The 17462-nt window shown below is 64.9% G+C and carries 15 protein-coding genes; 6 read left to right on the top strand and 9 right to left on the bottom strand.

Features of this window, described 5'->3' with window-relative positions:
- Positions 1-7: 7 nt before the first annotated feature.
- The 5 genes from NHH88_13600 to NHH88_13580 all read right to left on the bottom strand — a co-directional run bounded on the left by NHH88_13600 (position 8) and on the right by NHH88_13580 (position 5631).
- Complete coding sequence (locus tag NHH88_13600; GenBank protein USX16752.1) at positions 8-2134, bottom strand: EAL domain-containing protein; 2127 nt, start codon at positions 2132-2134, stop codon at positions 8-10.
- A gap of 237 nt (positions 2135-2371) precedes the next feature.
- On the bottom strand, positions 2372-3028 hold the full coding sequence (locus tag NHH88_13595) for a DUF1275 domain-containing protein (GenBank protein USX16751.1): 657 nt from the start codon (positions 3026-3028) through the stop codon (positions 2372-2374).
- Positions 3015-3425, bottom strand: coding sequence for a DoxX family protein (locus NHH88_13590; GenBank protein USX16750.1), 411 nt, complete (start codon positions 3423-3425; stop codon positions 3015-3017). Before NHH88_13590 ends, NHH88_13595 begins: the two co-directional genes overlap by 14 nt.
- Positions 3426-3427: 2 nt before the next feature.
- A complete protein-coding gene (locus NHH88_13585; protein USX16749.1) occupies positions 3428-5359 on the bottom strand; it encodes an amidohydrolase in 1932 nt (643 codons plus the stop codon).
- Positions 5356-5631, bottom strand: coding sequence for a XapX domain-containing protein (locus NHH88_13580; GenBank protein ID USX16748.1), 276 nt, complete (start codon positions 5629-5631; stop codon positions 5356-5358). Before NHH88_13580 ends, NHH88_13585 begins: the two co-directional genes overlap by 4 nt.
- Before the next feature lie 231 nt (positions 5632-5862).
- On the opposite strand from NHH88_13580, the gene NHH88_13575 reads away from it, so the two are divergent.
- The 5 genes from NHH88_13575 (at position 5863) to NHH88_13555 (ending at position 11405) form a co-directional block, all read left to right on the top strand.
- Positions 5863-6270: a hypothetical protein gene (locus tag NHH88_13575; GenBank protein ID USX16747.1), complete on the top strand. Its 408-nt coding sequence runs from the start codon at positions 5863-5865 to the stop codon at positions 6268-6270.
- A 26-nt stretch (positions 6271-6296) separates the two neighbouring features.
- Positions 6297-6998: a response regulator transcription factor gene (locus NHH88_13570; GenBank protein ID USX16746.1), complete on the top strand. Its 702-nt coding sequence runs from the start codon at positions 6297-6299 to the stop codon at positions 6996-6998.
- An 88-nt stretch (positions 6999-7086) separates the two neighbouring features.
- A complete protein-coding gene (locus NHH88_13565; GenBank protein USX16745.1) occupies positions 7087-7413 on the top strand; it encodes a hypothetical protein in 327 nt (108 codons plus the stop codon).
- 150 nt (positions 7414-7563) lie between these two features.
- A complete protein-coding gene (locus tag NHH88_13560; GenBank protein USX16744.1) occupies positions 7564-9732 on the top strand; it encodes a TonB-dependent receptor in 2169 nt (722 codons plus the stop codon).
- Positions 9733-9947: 215 nt separating this feature from the next.
- Complete coding sequence (locus tag NHH88_13555) at positions 9948-11405, top strand: beta-lactamase family protein (GenBank protein ID USX16743.1); 1458 nt, start codon at positions 9948-9950, stop codon at positions 11403-11405.
- Between the two features lie 11 nt (positions 11406-11416).
- Here the strand turns inward: NHH88_13555 and NHH88_13550 are convergent, their stop codons facing one another.
- Entirely contained in the window at positions 11417-12004 is a 588-nt protein-coding gene (locus tag NHH88_13550; GenBank protein ID USX16742.1) for a TetR/AcrR family transcriptional regulator, read from the bottom strand.
- 63 nt (positions 12005-12067) lie between these two features.
- Between NHH88_13550 and NHH88_13545 the strand changes: the two genes are divergently transcribed.
- Positions 12068-12811 carry a glucose 1-dehydrogenase gene (locus NHH88_13545; protein ID USX16741.1) on the top strand — a complete coding sequence of 248 codons (744 nt, stop codon included), beginning with the start codon at positions 12068-12070 and terminating at the stop codon, positions 12809-12811.
- A gap of 54 nt (positions 12812-12865) precedes the next feature.
- On the opposite strand, the gene NHH88_13540 is transcribed toward NHH88_13545, so the two are convergent.
- Genes NHH88_13540 through NHH88_13530 form a run of 3 tightly spaced genes read right to left on the bottom strand, consistent with a single transcriptional unit; the run spans position 12866 to position 17458 of the window.
- Positions 12866-13282, bottom strand: coding sequence for a hypothetical protein (locus NHH88_13540; protein USX16740.1), 417 nt, complete (start codon positions 13280-13282; stop codon positions 12866-12868).
- A 13-nt stretch (positions 13283-13295) separates the two neighbouring features.
- A complete protein-coding gene (locus NHH88_13535) occupies positions 13296-14342 on the bottom strand; it encodes a GGDEF domain-containing protein (protein ID USX16739.1) in 1047 nt (348 codons plus the stop codon).
- Between the two features lie 38 nt (positions 14343-14380).
- Positions 14381-17458, bottom strand: coding sequence for an efflux RND transporter permease subunit (locus tag NHH88_13530; protein ID USX16738.1), 3078 nt, complete (start codon positions 17456-17458; stop codon positions 14381-14383).
- Positions 17459-17462 lie beyond the last annotated feature (4 nt).

Raw genomic sequence — 17462 nt, 5'->3', positions numbered from 1 at the left:
TTCTCCTTCAAACGCACAGCGAGGCGTTGTCGGCGGCGCGCGCGGCGCCGTTGGCCAGCAGGTATTCGACGCAGGAGGCCGCCGGCAGCGCCGGGCTGTACAGATACCCCTGGAACACGTCGCAGCCCAGCGCCGCCAGCACGTCGCGCTGTTCGACCGTTTCGACGAACTCGGCGACCACCTCGACATGGCGCGCGCGGCCCAGGGTGGCGATGGTGTGGATGATGTCGCGGCTGGTCGGATTGGCCAGCACGTCGCGCGTGAGCGAGCCATCGATCTTGATGGCGTGGATCGAGAAGCGCCGCATGTGCAGCAGCGACGAGTAACCCATGCCGAAATCGTCCATCGCCAGCGACACGCCCATGGCGACGATCTGCGCCAGGTTCTGGTCCACCACCTGCTGCACCGGGATGGCCTGGCTCTCGGTGATCTCCAGCTCGATCTCGCCCGGCGCCAGGCGGTAGCGGTCAAGACAGCGGGCCAGCAGCGCCGGCAACTGCGGGTCGTCGAGCTGGAGCGGCGAGACGTTGATCGCCATCGTGATGTGCGACAGCCCGAGCGCGTTCCACTGCGCCTTGCGCGCGCACGCCTCCTCCAGCACCCAGGCGCCCAGGCTGCGGATCAATCCTCCCTCCTCGGCCAGGGTGACGGCGACGTCGGCGCGCACCGGGCCGTGGCGATGGTGGCGCCAGCGCAGCAAAGCCTCGACGCCGACGGCGACGCCGCGTTGATCGTGCTTGGGCTGGAATTCCAGGGTCAGCGCAGTGCCGCCGAGGTCGCGCGAGAGCGCGGCGAACAGCCCGCGGGCGACCAGGCCCATCTCGCCGGTGCGTGGCACCGACTGCGTCTGCGGCTGGCCCTCGATGGCGATGGCCCTGATCGTGGCGTCGAAGGCCAGCGTTTGCGCGCGCACCCGGCGCGCCTCGGCGCGGCGCACGAACGGCAGGTAGATCAAAGTGCTGACCAGCAGGCCGAGCAGCTGCAGCGCCGGGCCGCGCCAGGAGCCGGTGAGCAGATAGCCCGACAGAAAAGGCGGGGTGGTCCATGGCACCATCACGTCGAGCAAGGGCAGCGCGCCGGCATGCACGGCGGCCAGCGCCATCAAGGTCAGCGCCAGCGGCGCCAGCAGGAACGGCCACAGGAAGACCGGGTTGAGGGCGATCGGCAGACCGAAGATCAGCAGTTCGCCGATGTTGAACAGCGACGGCAGCGCCGACGCGACGGCCAGGCGCCGGAACGGTCCCTCGCGCGCGACGATGAACAAGGCCAGCACCAGGCCCTGGATGGCGCCGGCCCCGCCCATCAGGCCAAAGGTGTCGAGCAGCGGCCGCCACGCCAGCGCCGGATCGTAGGGGGCGCCGGCGAGCCCGAACAGCGCTTGCGCCTGCTGGTCCATCAACTTGTTGCCGTGGATGCCGATGAACCACAGCAAATGGCTGACCAGCAGCACCAACATGCTGAGCAGCCAGTCGGCGTCGATCCAGGTGTGGATCGCCGACGGCAGCGCGGCCAGCCAGCCGACGCCCGGCGGCGGCAGCGCTTTGGCGGCCTCGGCCGCAAGCATGACGACGATGCCGAGGATCACCATGGGCGGGGTCATGCGCACGGCGCAGTAGAACGTCGGATCGCCGTCGTAGTCTGGCGCCACCCTGAAGATCCTGGTCAGCGGGCGCAACAGTTCCGGTGTGGCCAGGCCGATCATCAGGCCCTGCAGCATCGAGTCGCGGCCCAACGCGGCCATCACGGGCGTGTCGGCGATCAACATCCACAGCATGAAGTTGACCAACGCGGCCATGCCGACCCAGGCCTCCGGCAGCGCTTCGTCGGCCTCGTCGGCGGCGAGGCGGCGCGCCAGCCGGACCGCCACCACCACCGCCAGCGCCAGCCCGAACACGCCATAGCTGGCGTTGACGACGCTGTCCAACACCGCGCGCCACCCGGTCCCGAGCACCGCGACCAGCAGCTCGCGCATCGCCGGGAACGGGGCGTTGGCGAACAGGGTCGCGGTCACGCCCATGAAGGTGAGCGGCAACAGCACGACAAAGCTGTCGCGGATGGTGAGCGTCCACAGCGCCAGGCGGCACCTGCAGCTCTTTGCCAGCCTGCGCATCACGCCGCAGCTTCCGAATAACATGAATATCCTTGGTTGTAACCGCGTCGTCGCGGGTCAATGTACCGCATGGAAATTTACATTCCAATTTGATAATAACAAGGAAATAATCGGGAGAATATCGGGCGATGCTGATACCGGCGTAGGGTTTTCCCTAGGGCACGGTGGGGATGGGGATGGGGCGGCGGGAAGCGCGCGCCACCGCCCCAGCGGTGGCGCACTTTACAGCAGAATTGGCGGGGACTACGGTGACGAAATGTATCAATCTTTCGCGGCGATGGCGAGCCACAATAACAACACACACGGCAATATCAGGCCGTTGAAGCCGACCGCGACGAACATCAGCGCGCCGCCGGTGCAGCCGAGCGCGAAGGCCAGCACCGGCCAAGCCAGCTTTTTGCAGCGGCCCATGGCGTCGGGGTCGCCGCGTGCCGAGTCCACCAGGTCGATCACCAGTTGCGTGACGTTGCCGGTCATGACGGTGGTGGCGGCCGATTTACCCAGCAGCAGCTTGCCGTAGGCGTTCTGCACCGCCATCGCGCCGGCGCACAGCATGCCGGTCGCCATGCTCAGCGGCGCGTCGGCCGAGACGATGGGTGCCGCCACCCAGGCGCAGGCCACCGTCGCCGCCATCAGCAGCAGCTGCGTCAGGAAGCTGTTGCGCAGCTGCTTGCCGCCCGTGCGTTGCCAGTGCAGGATCAGCAGCCGCGCGATGGCGACGAACAGCATGAACACCGGGAACACCAGCAGTTTGAGGAAAATCTCCGGCGCCGCCTGCACCGCAGAGCGGCCGATCAGCACGAAGTTGCCCGTCACGTGCGCCGTGAACAATCCGAACAGGCCGATAAAGCCCAGCGTGTCGACGTAGCCAGCCAAAAAGCCGAGCGTGACGCCTTGTTTGATATCACCGCGTTCCATCCTTACCTTTCTGAATATCGTACCAGGCCACCAGCACGAAGGCGCCGGTCAACCCGAGGTGTTCGAAGAAGCCGTTTTCGGCCATGAAGCGCGCCGGCCCGGTCACCTCCCAAAAGCGGTTGGCCATGAAGGTGGCCATCAGGGTGAACACCGCCAGGTAGCCGGCGCCCAGCCAGCGATAGAACCCGGCCAGTATCATCAGCGAGGCGCCGATCTCGCCGCCGATCACCACGGCGGCCATCGGCGCCGCCGGCGAGACGCCGAAGTGCTGCATCTCGGCGACGGCGCCGCTAAAGTCGGTCAGCTTGACGATGCCGCCCTGCAGATACGCTGAACACAGCAGCAGCAGGCCGCACCAGCGCACCCAGGGCGCGCGCAAAAATGGAGGAAACGCCATCGTCACACCGCCCAGCAGGCGCAACCCAGCGCGCCCCAGAAGCTTTTCAGGTCTGAGATCGGCAGCTTGCTGGTCCACGCGGTTCCATGCTGGTGGCCGTGCACATTGCACTGCCTGGCGCAGCCGCAGGCGGCCTGCTGCTCGCGCAATTGCGCCTGCTGGCGCTTGCGCTGCTCCAGCTCCTTGAGGGCGGCGCGGTTGTTGCCGATCTGTTCACCCCAGCCAGCGTAGCCGCCGAAGCGGCGCACCGGCGACCAGTCGGGCATGGCCGGCGGCGGCGCCTCGTCGTAGGCGGCGAACTCCCCCGCCGCGTAGACGATCTTGCCGCCGACGATGGTCAGGCGCGAACTCATGTCGGAGATCTCGCTTTCGGCGCAGGCGTAGAAATCCTTGTCCGGCACGATCAGGTCGGCCAGCTGGCCCACCTCGATGCGGCCCTTCTTGCCCACCTCGTTCGAGAACCAGGTGGTGTTCTCGGTCCACATGCGCAGCGCCGTTTCGCGGTCCAGGCAATTGGCGCGCGGGTACAGCTGCATGCCGCCCACGGTTTTACCGGTGATCATCCAGGCCAGCGACACCCACGGGTTGTACGAGGCGACACGGGTGGCGTCGGTGCCGGCGGAGACCTTCACGCCCGCCTCCAGGATCTTCTTGACCGGCGGCGTGGCCTCGGCCGCGCCGTGGCCATAGCGCTCGACGAAGTATTCGCCCTGGTAGGCCATGCGGTGCTGCACGGCGACGCCGCCGCCCAGCGCCGCGATGCGGTCGATCGACTGGTCGGAGATGGTCTCGGCGTGGTCGAAGAACCAGTTCAGGCCCGCCAGCGGAATGTCCTGGTTGACCTTCTCGAACACGTCGAGCGCGCGGCTGATGGTCTCGTCGTAGGTGGCGTGCATGCGCCACGGCCAGCGGTTCTGCGCCAGCACCCGCACCACGCCTTCCAGGTCGTCTTCCATGTTGTCGGGCATGTCGGGGCGCGGCTGGCGGAAGTCCTCGAAGTCGGCCGCCGAGAAGGTCAGCATCTCGCCGGCGCCGTTATGGCGGAAGTAGTCGTCACCCTGCTGGTAGGTCACGCTTTGCGTCCAGTTGAGGAAATCTTCTTTTTCCTGCTGCGGCTTTTGCGTGAACAGGTTGTAGGCCAGCCGTATCGTCAACTGCTTGGCGTCCGACAGCTGCTGGATCACCTGGTAATCCTCGGGATAATTCTGGAAGCCGCCGCCGGCGTCGATGGCGCCGGTCACGCCGAGGCGATTGAGTTCGCGCATGAAATGGCGGGTCGAGTTGACCTGGTATTCCAGCGGCAGCTTCGGTCCCTTGGCCAGGGTCTGGTACAGGATGGCGGCGTTGGGCTTGGCCAGCAGCAGGCCGGTCGGATTGCCGGCGGCGTCGCGCAGGATCTCGCCGCCATGCGGCGCCGGCGTGTTCTTGTCGTAGCCGACGGCGCGCAGGGCGGCGCCGTTCAGCAAGGCGCGATCATACAGGTGCAGGATGAACACCGGCGTGTCCGGCGCCACCGCGTTCAATTCGGCGATGGTCGGCAGGCGCTTTTCGGCGAATTGATGTTCGGTGAAGCCGCCCACCACCCGCACCCATTGCGGCGCCGGCGTGATCGCCACCTGCGCCTTGAGCATCTCCATCGCGTCGGCCAGGCTGCGCACGCCGTCCCAGCGCAGCTCCAGGTTGAAATTCAGGCCGCCACGGATGATGTGGCAGTGGTTGTCGATAAGGCCTGGCAGCACGCGCTTGCCCTGCAGGTCGATGACGCGGGTGGCGGGACCGGCCAGCGCCATGATCTCGTTGGCGCGGCCGACGTGGGTGAAGCGGCCGTCCTTGATGGCCACCGCCTCCGCGTGCGGGTTGGAACGGTCCAGGGTGGTGAACAGGCCCCGGTGCAAAATCAGGTCGGGACTGGTGTGGGTGGCTTGGGTCATCATGCTTTCCTTTTCGTTTGATCTTCCGCCTGCGCGCCCGGCAACTGGCCGAAGCAATGCGGCTTGACGTGGTCTTCGATCCACGACACCTGTTTTTCCTGCGCCTGCGCCGGTTGCCACAGTTGGCGCAGCAACGGCGGCACCTGCTCGCCGAGCAGTATGCCCAGCAAGCCGACCAGCGCGATGACCGGCGGCGCCGGCGAGCGCACGTTCAAGAATCCGTAGATGATTCCGACCAGCAGGCCGGTGGCGATCGAGACGATGTAAATTTTCATGGCTGACTCCTTAAAGCTAAAACTGTACTCCCTGAACCGCAAGTCGCGCCCCTGCCTTTATGCCAGGGACACCCCCTGCGGCGGTGATGTTGCCCGAACAATGTCACATGCGGTGGGGTTTGAACATACCCCGATCTGGGTATGTCCTCCACCCCGGATCGGGTCGTGGCAAAAGCTGCGAAAAAGCTTAAGCTGGCTGCCAGAAATGCAAACCAGCGAGGGCCGACAGACATGCGTGGATTCAGTACCAGTTTTCCGCGCGGCGGCGCCGGCGTCGGGCTGCTGCTATTGCGGCTGGCCGTGGCGCTGCAACTGCTGTCGGAAACGCTGTCCCCCGTGGCTGCGCCCTGGTGGCGGGCGACACTGCCGGACGGCCTGGCGGCCTTGTTGTCGGTATTGCTGGCGGTGCTGCTGGTGCTGGGCATGCTGACACCGGTGGCGGGCGCCATCGCCTCGCTTTGCCAGTTGTTCTGTCTTGGCCATGCCGGCTGGACGCAAGCCTCGCCGTGCATCGTCGGCGCCTTCACCGCCGCCGCGCTGGTGCTGCTTGGGCCTGGGGCGTACGCGGCGGACGCGCGGCTGTTCGGCCGCCGCCGGCTGGTGCTGCCCGCCAGTCCGGCGGACCACAACCGATTTTAGTCAGACGTTCATTTGGGAGTAACGACATGCGATTCGATAGCAAAACCTGGCCGCAAACGGCCGTGGGAGGTAGCAATGGGAACGCCGCCATCCTCCATCAGGGCGAAAAAATCAATGTGCTGGTGGCGCACGCCGACGCCATCGTCAACGCCGGCCTGGCCGCCCTGCTCGGGGCAAGCGCGGACATCTCGATCAGGAGCTCCTCCGTCGCCGATGATGCCTTGCACTGCGGCGCCGACGTCGTCATCGTCGACCACAAGGGCGCGCTGGAATATATGCGCCGCCGCGCCGACGCCCCGCACGGCCAGCTCGAGCAACTGCCAAAGGTGCTGATCGTCACGCAGCTGGACCGCGAGTGGGAGGTGCGCACGGCGATGATGGCCGGCGTGCACGGCTACCTGCTGCAAAACAGCCCGGCCGACCAGCTGCTGGCGGCGGTGCGTTCGCTGAGCCGGGGCATGCGCTACCTGAGCGCGGACCTGAGCCGCTGCGTGGCCGACAGCTTTACCCGCATCGGCCTGACCAGCCGCGAAACCGACGTGCTGCAGCTGCTCGCCCAGGGCCAGTGCAACAAGTCGATCGCGCGCGAGCTGGGGATCGGCGTCGGCACCGTCAAAACGCACGTCAAAGGCCTGTTCGACAAACTTGGCGCCACCGCCCGCACCCACGCGGTGGTGCTGGCCACGCGCCGGGGACTGGTCGGCGACAGCGTCCATAGCCAGCACTGACGGCGCCCTTCCCCTGCAATCGCGGGGGAACGCGAATATGCGTTGTCTGTTTGCGCATAAGCCCTGTAAAATCGCGGCTATGCACGCAATGACCCTTTCCCCGGCAACACAACATCGCAACACGCGCTACCAGCGCGTAGTAATGCTGTTCGTGCTGGTGTTCCTGGCGCTGCAACTGATCGGGGCGGCGTCGCACACGCACGCCTACACCGATGTTCACAGGGACGATTGCGCGGCGTGCGAGATCACCGACATGCCGTTCGGCGCCCCGCCGCCACCGGCGGTGGTGGTTCCGGTGGCCTCGCTGGTCAGCTACACCGTCACCGCGCTGCCGCGCCAGGCCTGGATCGCCAGCGCCAGCTACCTCACGCCTCCTTCGCACGCCCCTCCTTTCGCTGTTCTCTCCCGACCTTAGTCACGCCTGTTACTTGTACCACCCGTAACGCCCATTGCGCGAATTTGCGCAGCCGCGCGCCTGCCCGACACGTTTCGACATGTTTTGACATGCTTCGATACATTGCGGCGGGCCGGCGGCCGCGCGCGCCTGAACATTCAAGGATTGAACATGCAACGCACCCCACAACTTCGTACCCTGCCACTGCTGCTGGCCGCCGCCTTTTACGCCTCCCACGCCCACGCCGACGACGCCAATGTCGCCGCCACCGCCGCCGACGACGGCAGCGCCGCGCCGATGCAGCAAGTCGACATCGTCGCCCACCTGAAAAGCGCGCGCATCGACCTTTCGCCCAACGTCGGCACCACCGTCTACTCGATCGACCGCCACATGATCGAGCAGCTTGGCCAGGGCGACAACACGCCGTTCAACGAAGTGCTGCTGCGCCTTCCCGGCGTGGCCCAGGACTCCAAGGCGTCCGGCTCGATCCACGTGCGCGACGACCACGCGAACGTGCAGTACCGCGTCAATGGCGTGCAGCTGCCGGAGAGCATCACCGGTTTCGGCCAGTCGATCGACACCCGCTTCGTGCAGCAGACCGATTTCATCACCGGCGCGCTGCCGGCGCAATTCGGCCTGCGCACGGCCGGCATCGTGGATATCCAGACCAAGGAAGGCACCGGCAAATCCGGCGGCCGCGTCGGCGTGCTGGTGGGCAGTAACGATTACGTCGCGCCGAGCGCGGAATTCTTCGGTAACCAGGGCGCCTTCAACTACTACCTGTCGGGCAGCTATCTGACCAATAAAATGGGCATCGAAAATCCGCTGCCGACCCGCGACGCCATTCACAACGAGACCAAGCAGGCCAAATCGTTCGGCAGCCTGTCCTGGTTCCTCGACGACCAGACCCGTTTGGGCCTGATGTTCGGCACCTATAACGGCCGCTTCCAGATCCCGAACAATCCGGACCAGGCGCCGGCGTTTTCGCTCACCGGCCAAAGCGACGCCGTCGCCGGCACCAGCACCCTGCCGTCGTCCCAGCTCGACGAGCGCCAGCGGGAGGTCAACCGCTTCCTGGTGCTGTCGCTGCAAAAGAGCCTCGGCGACCTGAATTACCAGGCCTCGGCCTTCCATCAATACTCCGAACTGCATTACACGCCGGACCCGGTGGGCGACCTGGTTTACAACGGCGTCGGCTCGGACACCCTGCGCTCGAACTCCTCCAGCGGCGTGCAGTTCGACGCCAGCTATAAGCTCAACGACAGCCACACCCTGCGCACCGGACTGGCCTACTCGCGCCAGAACACCCATAGCGACAACAGCGTCTCCGTGTTCGACATGAACGCCGACGGAACGCAGGCCAGCACCGATCCCCGCACCATCATCGACAACAGCAGCCAGATCGGCAAGCTGTCGAGCATCTACCTGCAGGATGAATGGCATATCAGCGCGCCGCTAACCTTGAACTACGGCCTGCGCTACGACAAAGTGTCCGCCTTCATCAACGAGCATCAGTGGAGTCCGCGCGTGAACCTCGCCTACCAGGTGGCCAAGGACACTTCGCTGCACGCCGGCTATTCGCGCTACTTCACGCCGCCGCCACAGGAACTGGCCGCCCAGGAAAGCATCAACAAGTACGCCGGCACGTCGAACGCGCCGGAGGTGCCGCTGTCGGACAACGTCAAGGCGGAACGGACCAACTACTACGACGTCGGCTTGAGCCACAAGTTCAGCGAGCAGTTGACGGTGACTGCCGACACCTACTACAAGAAGATCCACAACATGCTCGACGAGGGCCAGTTCGGCCAGGCGCTGATCCTGTCGCCGTTTAACTATGAACACGGCTACGCCAAGGGGCTGGAGCTGTCGGCCGTCTACAGCGAGAAGGACTGGGGCGCCTTCCTGAACGTGACGTCGCAAAAGGCCAAGGCGGAGAACATCACCTCCGGCCAGTCGCTGTTCGCGCCGGACGAACTGGCGTACATCTCCAACCACTACATCTTCGTCGACCATGACCAGACCTACACCGTCTCGGGCGGGGCGCACTACCACTTCGGCGACTCGCAAGTGAGCGGCGACGTCCTGTATGGCAGCGGCCTGCGCATGACGCCGGACGGCGGCGCGCCGAATTCGGGCGCCCTGCCCGGCTACGTGACGGCCAACCTGTCGCTGACGCATAACTGGAAGAACACCCCGGTCGGCAATGTCGAGGGACGGCTGGCGGTGATCAATGTGTTCGACCGATCGTACCTGCTGCGCGACGGTTCGGGTGTCGGCGTCGGCGCGCCGCAGTACGGCGCGCGCCGCACGCTGTACGCGGGCTTGTCGACCAGTTTCTGACCATGAGTGCGGGCGCCGGGAGCAACACCGGCGCCCGCCTCGATTTCTTCGTGCCCGCCAGTGTGTGCCCGTTGTGTTACGCAATCGATATAGGCATAATCAAAGCGAAGCCTTTCGCGGAAGATGACATGCCCTGCCCTTATTTTGTTCGTTGTGATCGTTGTGATCGTTGTGGTCACCACAGCACTCGCCGGACCCTGACGGCAAGGGTGTAGATGGCGTCTCGCGCATTCCCCCGGCTGTTGCTCCGATTGCTGCTTGCCGTCGGAGCCATCCTGATCATCCTGGCCATCGGCGCGTGGGCGCTGATCGCCAATCCGCCGGAGCTGCTGCGCATCGGCGCCGCCTACGCCGCCAAAACCGTCTGTTCCAACGTCTTCGTCGCCGGCCGCGATAGCGCCGGCGTGCTGGCGCACGACGTCCAGGCGCCGGGCCATCCCATCCTCGAACACCTGGAAGTACGGATCGACCAGCAGCGCAAGGTGGTGCGCGCGGACTTGTTCGGCGTGATCGGCGGCGGTGTCGCGGTCTATCGTCCCGGCACCGGCTGCGCCGTCGTGCCGGACGGCGACACGGCCCGGGCCTCGCTCTATAATTTTGTGCCCATCAAAATCTGGTCGCCATCGCCCAGCGTGCCGTGGCCGACCGGTTCGATGGCGGATACCGCGCCGGCGGTGCAGGCGCTGGTGAACCAGGACGCGCTGTCCGGGCCTGGGATGCGCGGCATCGCCGTGATCCATCGCGGCCGGCTGGTGGCGCAGCGCTACGGCGACGGCTTCGCCTTGCGCACGCCGCTGCCGGGATGGTCGCTGACCAAGACCGTCAACGCCGCGCTGGTGGGCATGCAGATCGCCGAAGGCAAACTAGCGCCGCAACAAAGCGGCTTCTGGCCGGCCGGCGCGGATGGCCGCTCGCAAATCACGCTACCGCAGTTGATGGCGATGAGCAGCGGCCTACAATTCGACGAGACCTATGGCGGCGTCTCCGACCTCACGCGCATGCTGTATCTGGAGCCGGACATGGCGGCCTACGCGGCGGCCCAGCCGCTGCTGCAGCCGGCGGGCACGGTATGGAGCGATTCGAGCGGCACCGCGCTGCTGCTGTCGCGCATCTGGCAGCGCGCCGCCGCCGGCGCAACCGGGAATGACGGCGCCCTCCCCGCCAAAAACGGTCCGACGTCGCCGGCCGTGCTGTCGCTGCCGCACGATCGGCTGTTCGCGCCGCTGGGCATGAGCAGCGCCTTGATCGAAGCGGACGCGCGCGGCAACCTGGTTGGTTCAAGCTATATGTTCGCCAGCACCCATGATTGGGCGCGCTTCGGCCAGTTCCTGCTGCAGGACGGCGTCTGGCAGGGCAAACGCATGCTGCCGGCCGGCTTCGTGGAGGCCATGTGGCAGCCGGCGCCGGCATCGGGCGGCCAATACGGCCAGGGCCAGGTCTGGCGCCACGGGCCGCAAGGCGCGACGCCCCCGGGACAAAACCCCGACCTGCCCTTCAAGCTGCCGGCGGACACCTACTGGATGCTGGGCCACGACGGCCAGTCCATCGCCATCGTTCCTTCCAAAGGATTGGTGTTGGTGCGGCTAGGCCTGACGCCGCAGCGGTTGAACTACCAGCCGCAGGCACTTCTGGCGGCCATCATCGCGGCGCTGGAACCGGATGCAGCTCTGTAGAGAATCGGTGGTTAATCCGGACCTTTAACGCTTATGCCATTCAGGAACAGGTCCACCAGATGCCCAATACGCGATTTCGATGAACCGTCATTTTCGACTGCGATGGAAATGGCAGTCAACACGTAAATGAAATCGTCGAAAGTGACATCGCGGCGGATGGCGCCTGCTTCTTGTCCACGCTGAAGCAGGCGATGCCCTTCCGCGGTGATCGCATGACATCCTGGCGTCCCGCATTGGATAACAGTCCCGATCGAAGCGGCAAGGCTCTGATAAATGCTCGTGTTCCTGGCGAGCTCCTCAAGATAAGCGCGCAGCGCCTCGCCTGGAGCGAGATCCGCGTCGCGCGCACGGCTGGTCTCCGCCAGCGACATAAAACGCTCATTGCTTGTAGCGGCCAAAAGTGCCTCCCGCGTCGGAAAGCGACGATACAGCGTACCGATACCGACGCCTGCGCGCTTGGCAACTTCCTCCAGCGGAACATCCGCCCCTTTTTCCAGGAAAAGCTCCTCGGCGGCAGACAGGATAAGTTCGCGGTTTTTTTGCGCGTCAGCCCGGAGGGCAGGTTCATCATTCAATTTTTTTCCTTTTTTGCTTGTCAAACGGAGGATACCTCCATATTATAAGTGGAGCAATCCTCCACTTATTGAGAAAGGTACCGAAAAATGACGAACCGTTTTGAAAACAAGGTCGTGGTGATCACAGGCGGCAGCGATGGCATCGGCCTCGCAACGGCGAAACTTTTCGCCAGCGAAGGTGCGCATGTGTACATCACGGGGCGCCGGCAAGAATTACTCGACGAGGCCGTCAAAGAGATCGGCCACGGGGCGGTGGGCGTGCAAGGTGACGTCAGCAACTCCGCCGATGTCGCCCGGCTTTACGAACGGATCCAGCGCGACCACCAAAGGGTCGACGTCGTGTTCGCCAATGCGGGCATTTACGAGGCCGCTCCGCTCGATGCGATCGACGATACGGTTTTCGACTCGACCTTCGACGTCAATGTGAAGGGCGTGCTGTTCACTGTGCAGAAAGCATTGCCGCTGATGGCAGCGGGAAGTGCTGTCGTCCTCAACGGTTCCGTCGCCGGCAGTAAAGGGCTGCCAGGCCAGTCTCTTTATAACGCCAGCAAGGCGGCGGTGCGCTCGTTCGCCCGAAGCTGGACGAACGACCTTCAGCAGCGCGGCATCCGCGTGAATGTGGTCTCGCCTGGTGGAACAGAAACACGCATGATACGGAGCTACCTCGACGCGCAACCGGAAGTCGAAGAGGCGCTCAATAAAAGCGTTCCGCTTGGGCGCTTGGGTGAACCGGACGAGGTGGCACGAGCAGTCCTCTTCCTGGCATCGAGCGAGAGCAGCTTTGTCGCTGGACATGAACTTTTTGTCGATGGCGGTGTGATCGCGGTTTAGGCCTTGGCTGGCGCCGGGGTGACGGCAGTTTCGGCGATTCCGGTTTACCACCCCTCACAAGCATTTGCCTCGCAGCGCCGCCGCGATCACCCAGGGCAGCGCGTACGGGCCGACGACGCCGATGATGCCTATCCTTGCCGGCTGGTTTTTGAGGGCGTCGGCATGCAGGCAATCGGGCACTTTGGCCTGGTCGAACGCGGCGCTCATGATGCTTTCCGTCTTGCCCGCACTCAGCGCGCCGGCATCGCGGTTGATGCCCGGGCTTGTGCCGTTTTTGGAATCCGCATACTCGGCGACGGTCTCGCGCACGGCTTTCTGGATGATCGCATCGGTCAAGCCGGTCGGCTCCCCGGCGGGCGCCGGTTCCAGCACAGTGGGTATCGGCGGCTCGGGCTCCGGCCCCTGCTGCGCATGAACCGGAGTGCCAACCGCCTGCACCGCCATCATCCCCGCCATGATCATGCGCCGCATGCCGCCTCCGTTTTTACACCCGTTCCCGATTCTCCACCGGCGTCGCCGGGTTGTCCACCCGAACGGTATTGCGGCCGGCCTGCTTGGCGGCGTACAGCATTTTATCGGCGCGCATCAGCCAGTCGGCCGGTTTGCCGGATTTGTCCATGCCCGCCACGCCGATCGAGACGGTGATTGGATGCCCCTCCATCAGCGGTTCGTCGGCGACCGCCGCGCGCAAGCCTTCGGCCAGACGACTGGCCGCGCCCAGACCGGCGCCGGTGGCGACGATGGCGAATTCCTCGCCGCCGTAGCGGAAGATCTGGTCCGAGGAGCGGGTATGGCTTCGCATCAAATCGCACAGGCGTATCAGCACCTTGTCGCCGGCAGCGTGCCCGTGGCGGTCGTTGACCTGCTTGAAGTGGTCGAGGTCCAGCAGCAGCAGGCTCGATTCCAGATGCGGCCTGCGCTCGCCGGCGTAGGCTTCCAGTTTGCCATCCAGCGCGCGCCGGTTGCCGACACCGGTCAGGAAGTCGCGCTCGACCTCCGTATGCAGCTCCTGGTTTTGCAGGCCGGTGCGATACGAGAAAATATAGGCGAACAGGTTGACCAGCGAAATGGTCACCACCACTGTGAACAGATTGAGCAACTCCAGCTCGCGCGTGAGGATCGCCACCAGCACCAGCATCGATGCGCTGTTGATCGCCAGCGCCACGGCGGGACGCAGCATGAAATAGGCGGCGATCATGGTCGGATAGACCCAGTACACCAGCGACAGCCCGCGCAGGTGGATGGTGGCCAGCATGCCGGCCGAATAGAACAGCGTCACACCGAGGCTGGCGGCCTTGTAACGGCCGGTGCGCAGAACGTGGACGATCACCGCCAGCATCGCCGCCACCAGCGCCAGGTCGACGGCGGCGGAGATCCAGCTGCCTTGCAGCAGCCGGTAGATACCGAACGGCAGGATGCTCGGTATGCTCAATGAGCACATCAACAACAGGATGACTTCTTCCTTGCTGCGCTTGCGGCGGGCCGACACCCAGGCCAGCCGGCCGCCAAACATCTTCTCTAATTCAGGCATAAAGGTAGTCGTCGTCTCTGTAATTTTTTTCTATTTTTTTATGACACCGGTGCGTGCGCCGGCGCCGGCGGCGCCGGACGTTCCCCGGCAGGCGCCTCGGCCTTGTGTTCCCCCGCCAGCAGCATGTACACGGCCGGCACCACGAACAGCGTAAACAACGTTCCGATCGACAGCCCGGTGAAAATCACCAGTCCCATCGCGTGCCGTCCGGCCGCGCCGGCGCCGGAGGCGATCACCAGCGGCACCACGCCGAACACCATGGCGGCCGTGGTCATCAAAATCGGCCGCAGACGGGTGGCGGAGGCTTCCTCGATCGCTTCGCGCTTGCTCTTTCCGGCCGCTCGCAAGTGGTTCGCCACTTCGACGATCAGGATACCATGCTTGGAGATGAGTCCCATCAATGTCACCAGCCCGACCTGCGTATAAATGTTGATCGACGCGAAACCGAGGAAGATGAAGGTCATCGCGCCGAACAGCGCCATCGGCACCGAGAACAGGATCACGATCGGGTCGCGGAAGCTCTCGAACTGCGCCGCCAGCGCCAGGAACACGATGATCACGGCGAAGGCCATGGTCATGACGAAGCCGCCCGACTCGGTCATGAACTGGCGCGACGAGCCGGAATAGTCGATCGAGTAGCCGGACGGCGCCACCTCCCGCACCGTGTTGCGCAGGTACTCGAGGATCTCGCCCTGCGACGCCCCGCTGACGCCGGAGATGGTGGCCGAATTGAGCTGCTGGAAGCGAGTGACCGATTCCGGCTGCACGCTGTACTTGATGCTGGCCACGGTGCTGGCCGGGATCATGCCGCCGCTGGGCGTTTTGATATAAAAGTTCAGCACATCGGACGGATTGAGGCGGTCGACCTGGCGGACCTGCGGAATCACCTTGTACGAGCGGCCGGAGATCGAGAAGTAGTTGACGTAGCCGCCGCCCAGCGCCGCCGCCATGGCGTTGCCGAAGTCCTGCTGCGTCAAGCCCAGGGTACTGAGCTTGTCGCGGTCCACCTCCACCCTGGCCTGCGGCGAATCGATCTTCAGGTCGACGTCGGCGAAGTAGAACTTGCCGTCCTTGGTGGCCTTGGCCAGCACCGCCTGCGCCACCGTGTTCAGGTTTTCGAACGGCTCGGTGGTGGTGATGACGAATTGCACCGGCAGGCCGGAGCTGCCCGGCAGCGCCGGGAACTGGAACGCCGCCACGCGCCCGCCGGCGACATTGCCCCATTTCTGCTGCAGTTCCTGCTGGATCTCGGCCGCCGAGCGGGACCGCTTGTCCCACGGCTTGAACAGCACGCCGCCGATGCCGGCGTTGGTGGTCGGCACCCCGGTGATCTGGAACATCTGGTCGTATTCCGGCAGCGCCCTGGCGATATCGAAAATCTGCTTGGCGTAGGCCTGCATCTGGTCCGAGGTGGCGGTCGGCGCGCCGACCACCTGCGACAGCACGATGCCCTGGTCCTCCTCCGGCGCCAGCTCCGACTGCGACATCGTGAACATCACGCCCAGCAGCGCGCTCAGTATCACGCCGAGCACGATCAGCACCGGCCAGGTGTTGAGCAAACTACGCAACAGCCGCAGATAGCCATCGTGGACTTTGCCGAACACCCGGTCGATCGCTTTGACGAATTTTCCCTGGTCCTGTTTAGGATCGAAGAAGTAGGCGCACATCATCGGCGACAGCGTGAGCGCGACGATGCCCGATACCGCCACCGCCCCCGCCAGGGTGAACGCGAACTCGGTGAACAGCGCGCCGGTCAGGCCGCCCTGGAAGCCGATCGGCACGTAGACGGCGATCAGCACCACCGTCATCGCCAGGATCGGGCTACCCAACTCGCGCGCGGCCAGGATGGCGGCGTCGAACGGCTTCATGCCGGCCTTCATGTGGCGGTCGACGTTTTCCACCACGATGATGGCGTCGTCGACCACCAGGCCGATCGCCAGCACGATGGCCAGCAGCGTCAATAGATTGATCGAGTAGCCCAGCATCAGCATCATGAAGAAGGTGCCGATCAGCGACAGCGGCATGGCGATCACCGGCACGATCACCGCGCGCAGGCTGCCCAGGAACAGGTAGATCACCACCGTCACGATCACCAGCGCCTCCACCAGCGTCAGGACCACTTCATGGATGGAGGTGTTGATGAACTCCGTCGAATCGTAGACGATCTCCCCCGTCAGACCCGTCGGCAGCTGCTCCTTGATCGCCGGGAAAGCCTCGCGCACCCGGTTCGCGACGTCGAGGATGTTGGCCTCCGGCGCCACCTTGATACCGATGAACACCGAGCGCACGCCGCTGAAGGCGACATTGAAATCGTAATTCTCCGACCCCAGCGTGACGTTGGCGATGTCCTCCAGCCGCACGATGGCGCCGCCGCTTTGCTTGACGGCCAGCGCCTTGAACTCCTCCACCGTGTGCAGGTCGGTGCCGGCGGTCAGCGGCACGCTGACCATCTGGCCCTTGGTCGAGCCCAGGCCGGCCAGGTAGTTGTTCGACGCCAGCGCGGCGCTGACCTCCGCCGCCGTCACGCCGTGGGCCGCCATCTTGCCGGCGTCCAGCCAGGCGCGCAGCGCGAACTGGCGCGCGCCCAGCAGCTCGGCGGTCTGCACGCCCTGGATCGAGTCCAGTTTGGGCTTGACCACCCGCGCCAGGAAGTCGGTGACGTTATTGGTGGGCAGCGTGGCGCTGTAGAAGCCCATGTACATGGCGTCCGTGGTCTGGCCCATCTGCACCGTCAGCACCGGTTGCTGCGCCTGTTGCGGCAGCTGGTTGCGCACCGAATTGACTTGCGTGGTGATCTCGGTCAGCGCCCGGTTGGAGTCGTAATTGAGCAACAAGGTGGCGGTGATAGTCGACACCCCGCTGTTGCTCGACGAGGACAGGTAGTCGATGCCCTGCGCCTGCGCGATCGCCGATTCCAGCGGCTGCGTGATGAAGCCGGCCACGGTGGCCGCGTCGGCGCCGTAGTAGGTGGTTGAAATCGTGACCACCGCGTTTTGCGTTTTGGGATACTGGTTGATCGGAAGGCTGAACAGCGAGCGCAGGCCCAGCACCACGATCAGCAGGCTGACCACGCTGGCCAGCACCGGCCGTTTGATGAAGATGTCGGTAAAGTTCATGGCG

Source organism: Oxalobacteraceae bacterium OTU3CAMAD1 (assembly GCA_024123915.1).
Lineage (GTDB): Bacteria > Pseudomonadota > Gammaproteobacteria > Burkholderiales > Burkholderiaceae_D > Rugamonas.
The sequence above is the reverse complement of the archived record's forward strand: the minus strand, read 5'-3'. Positions and strand labels throughout refer to the sequence as shown.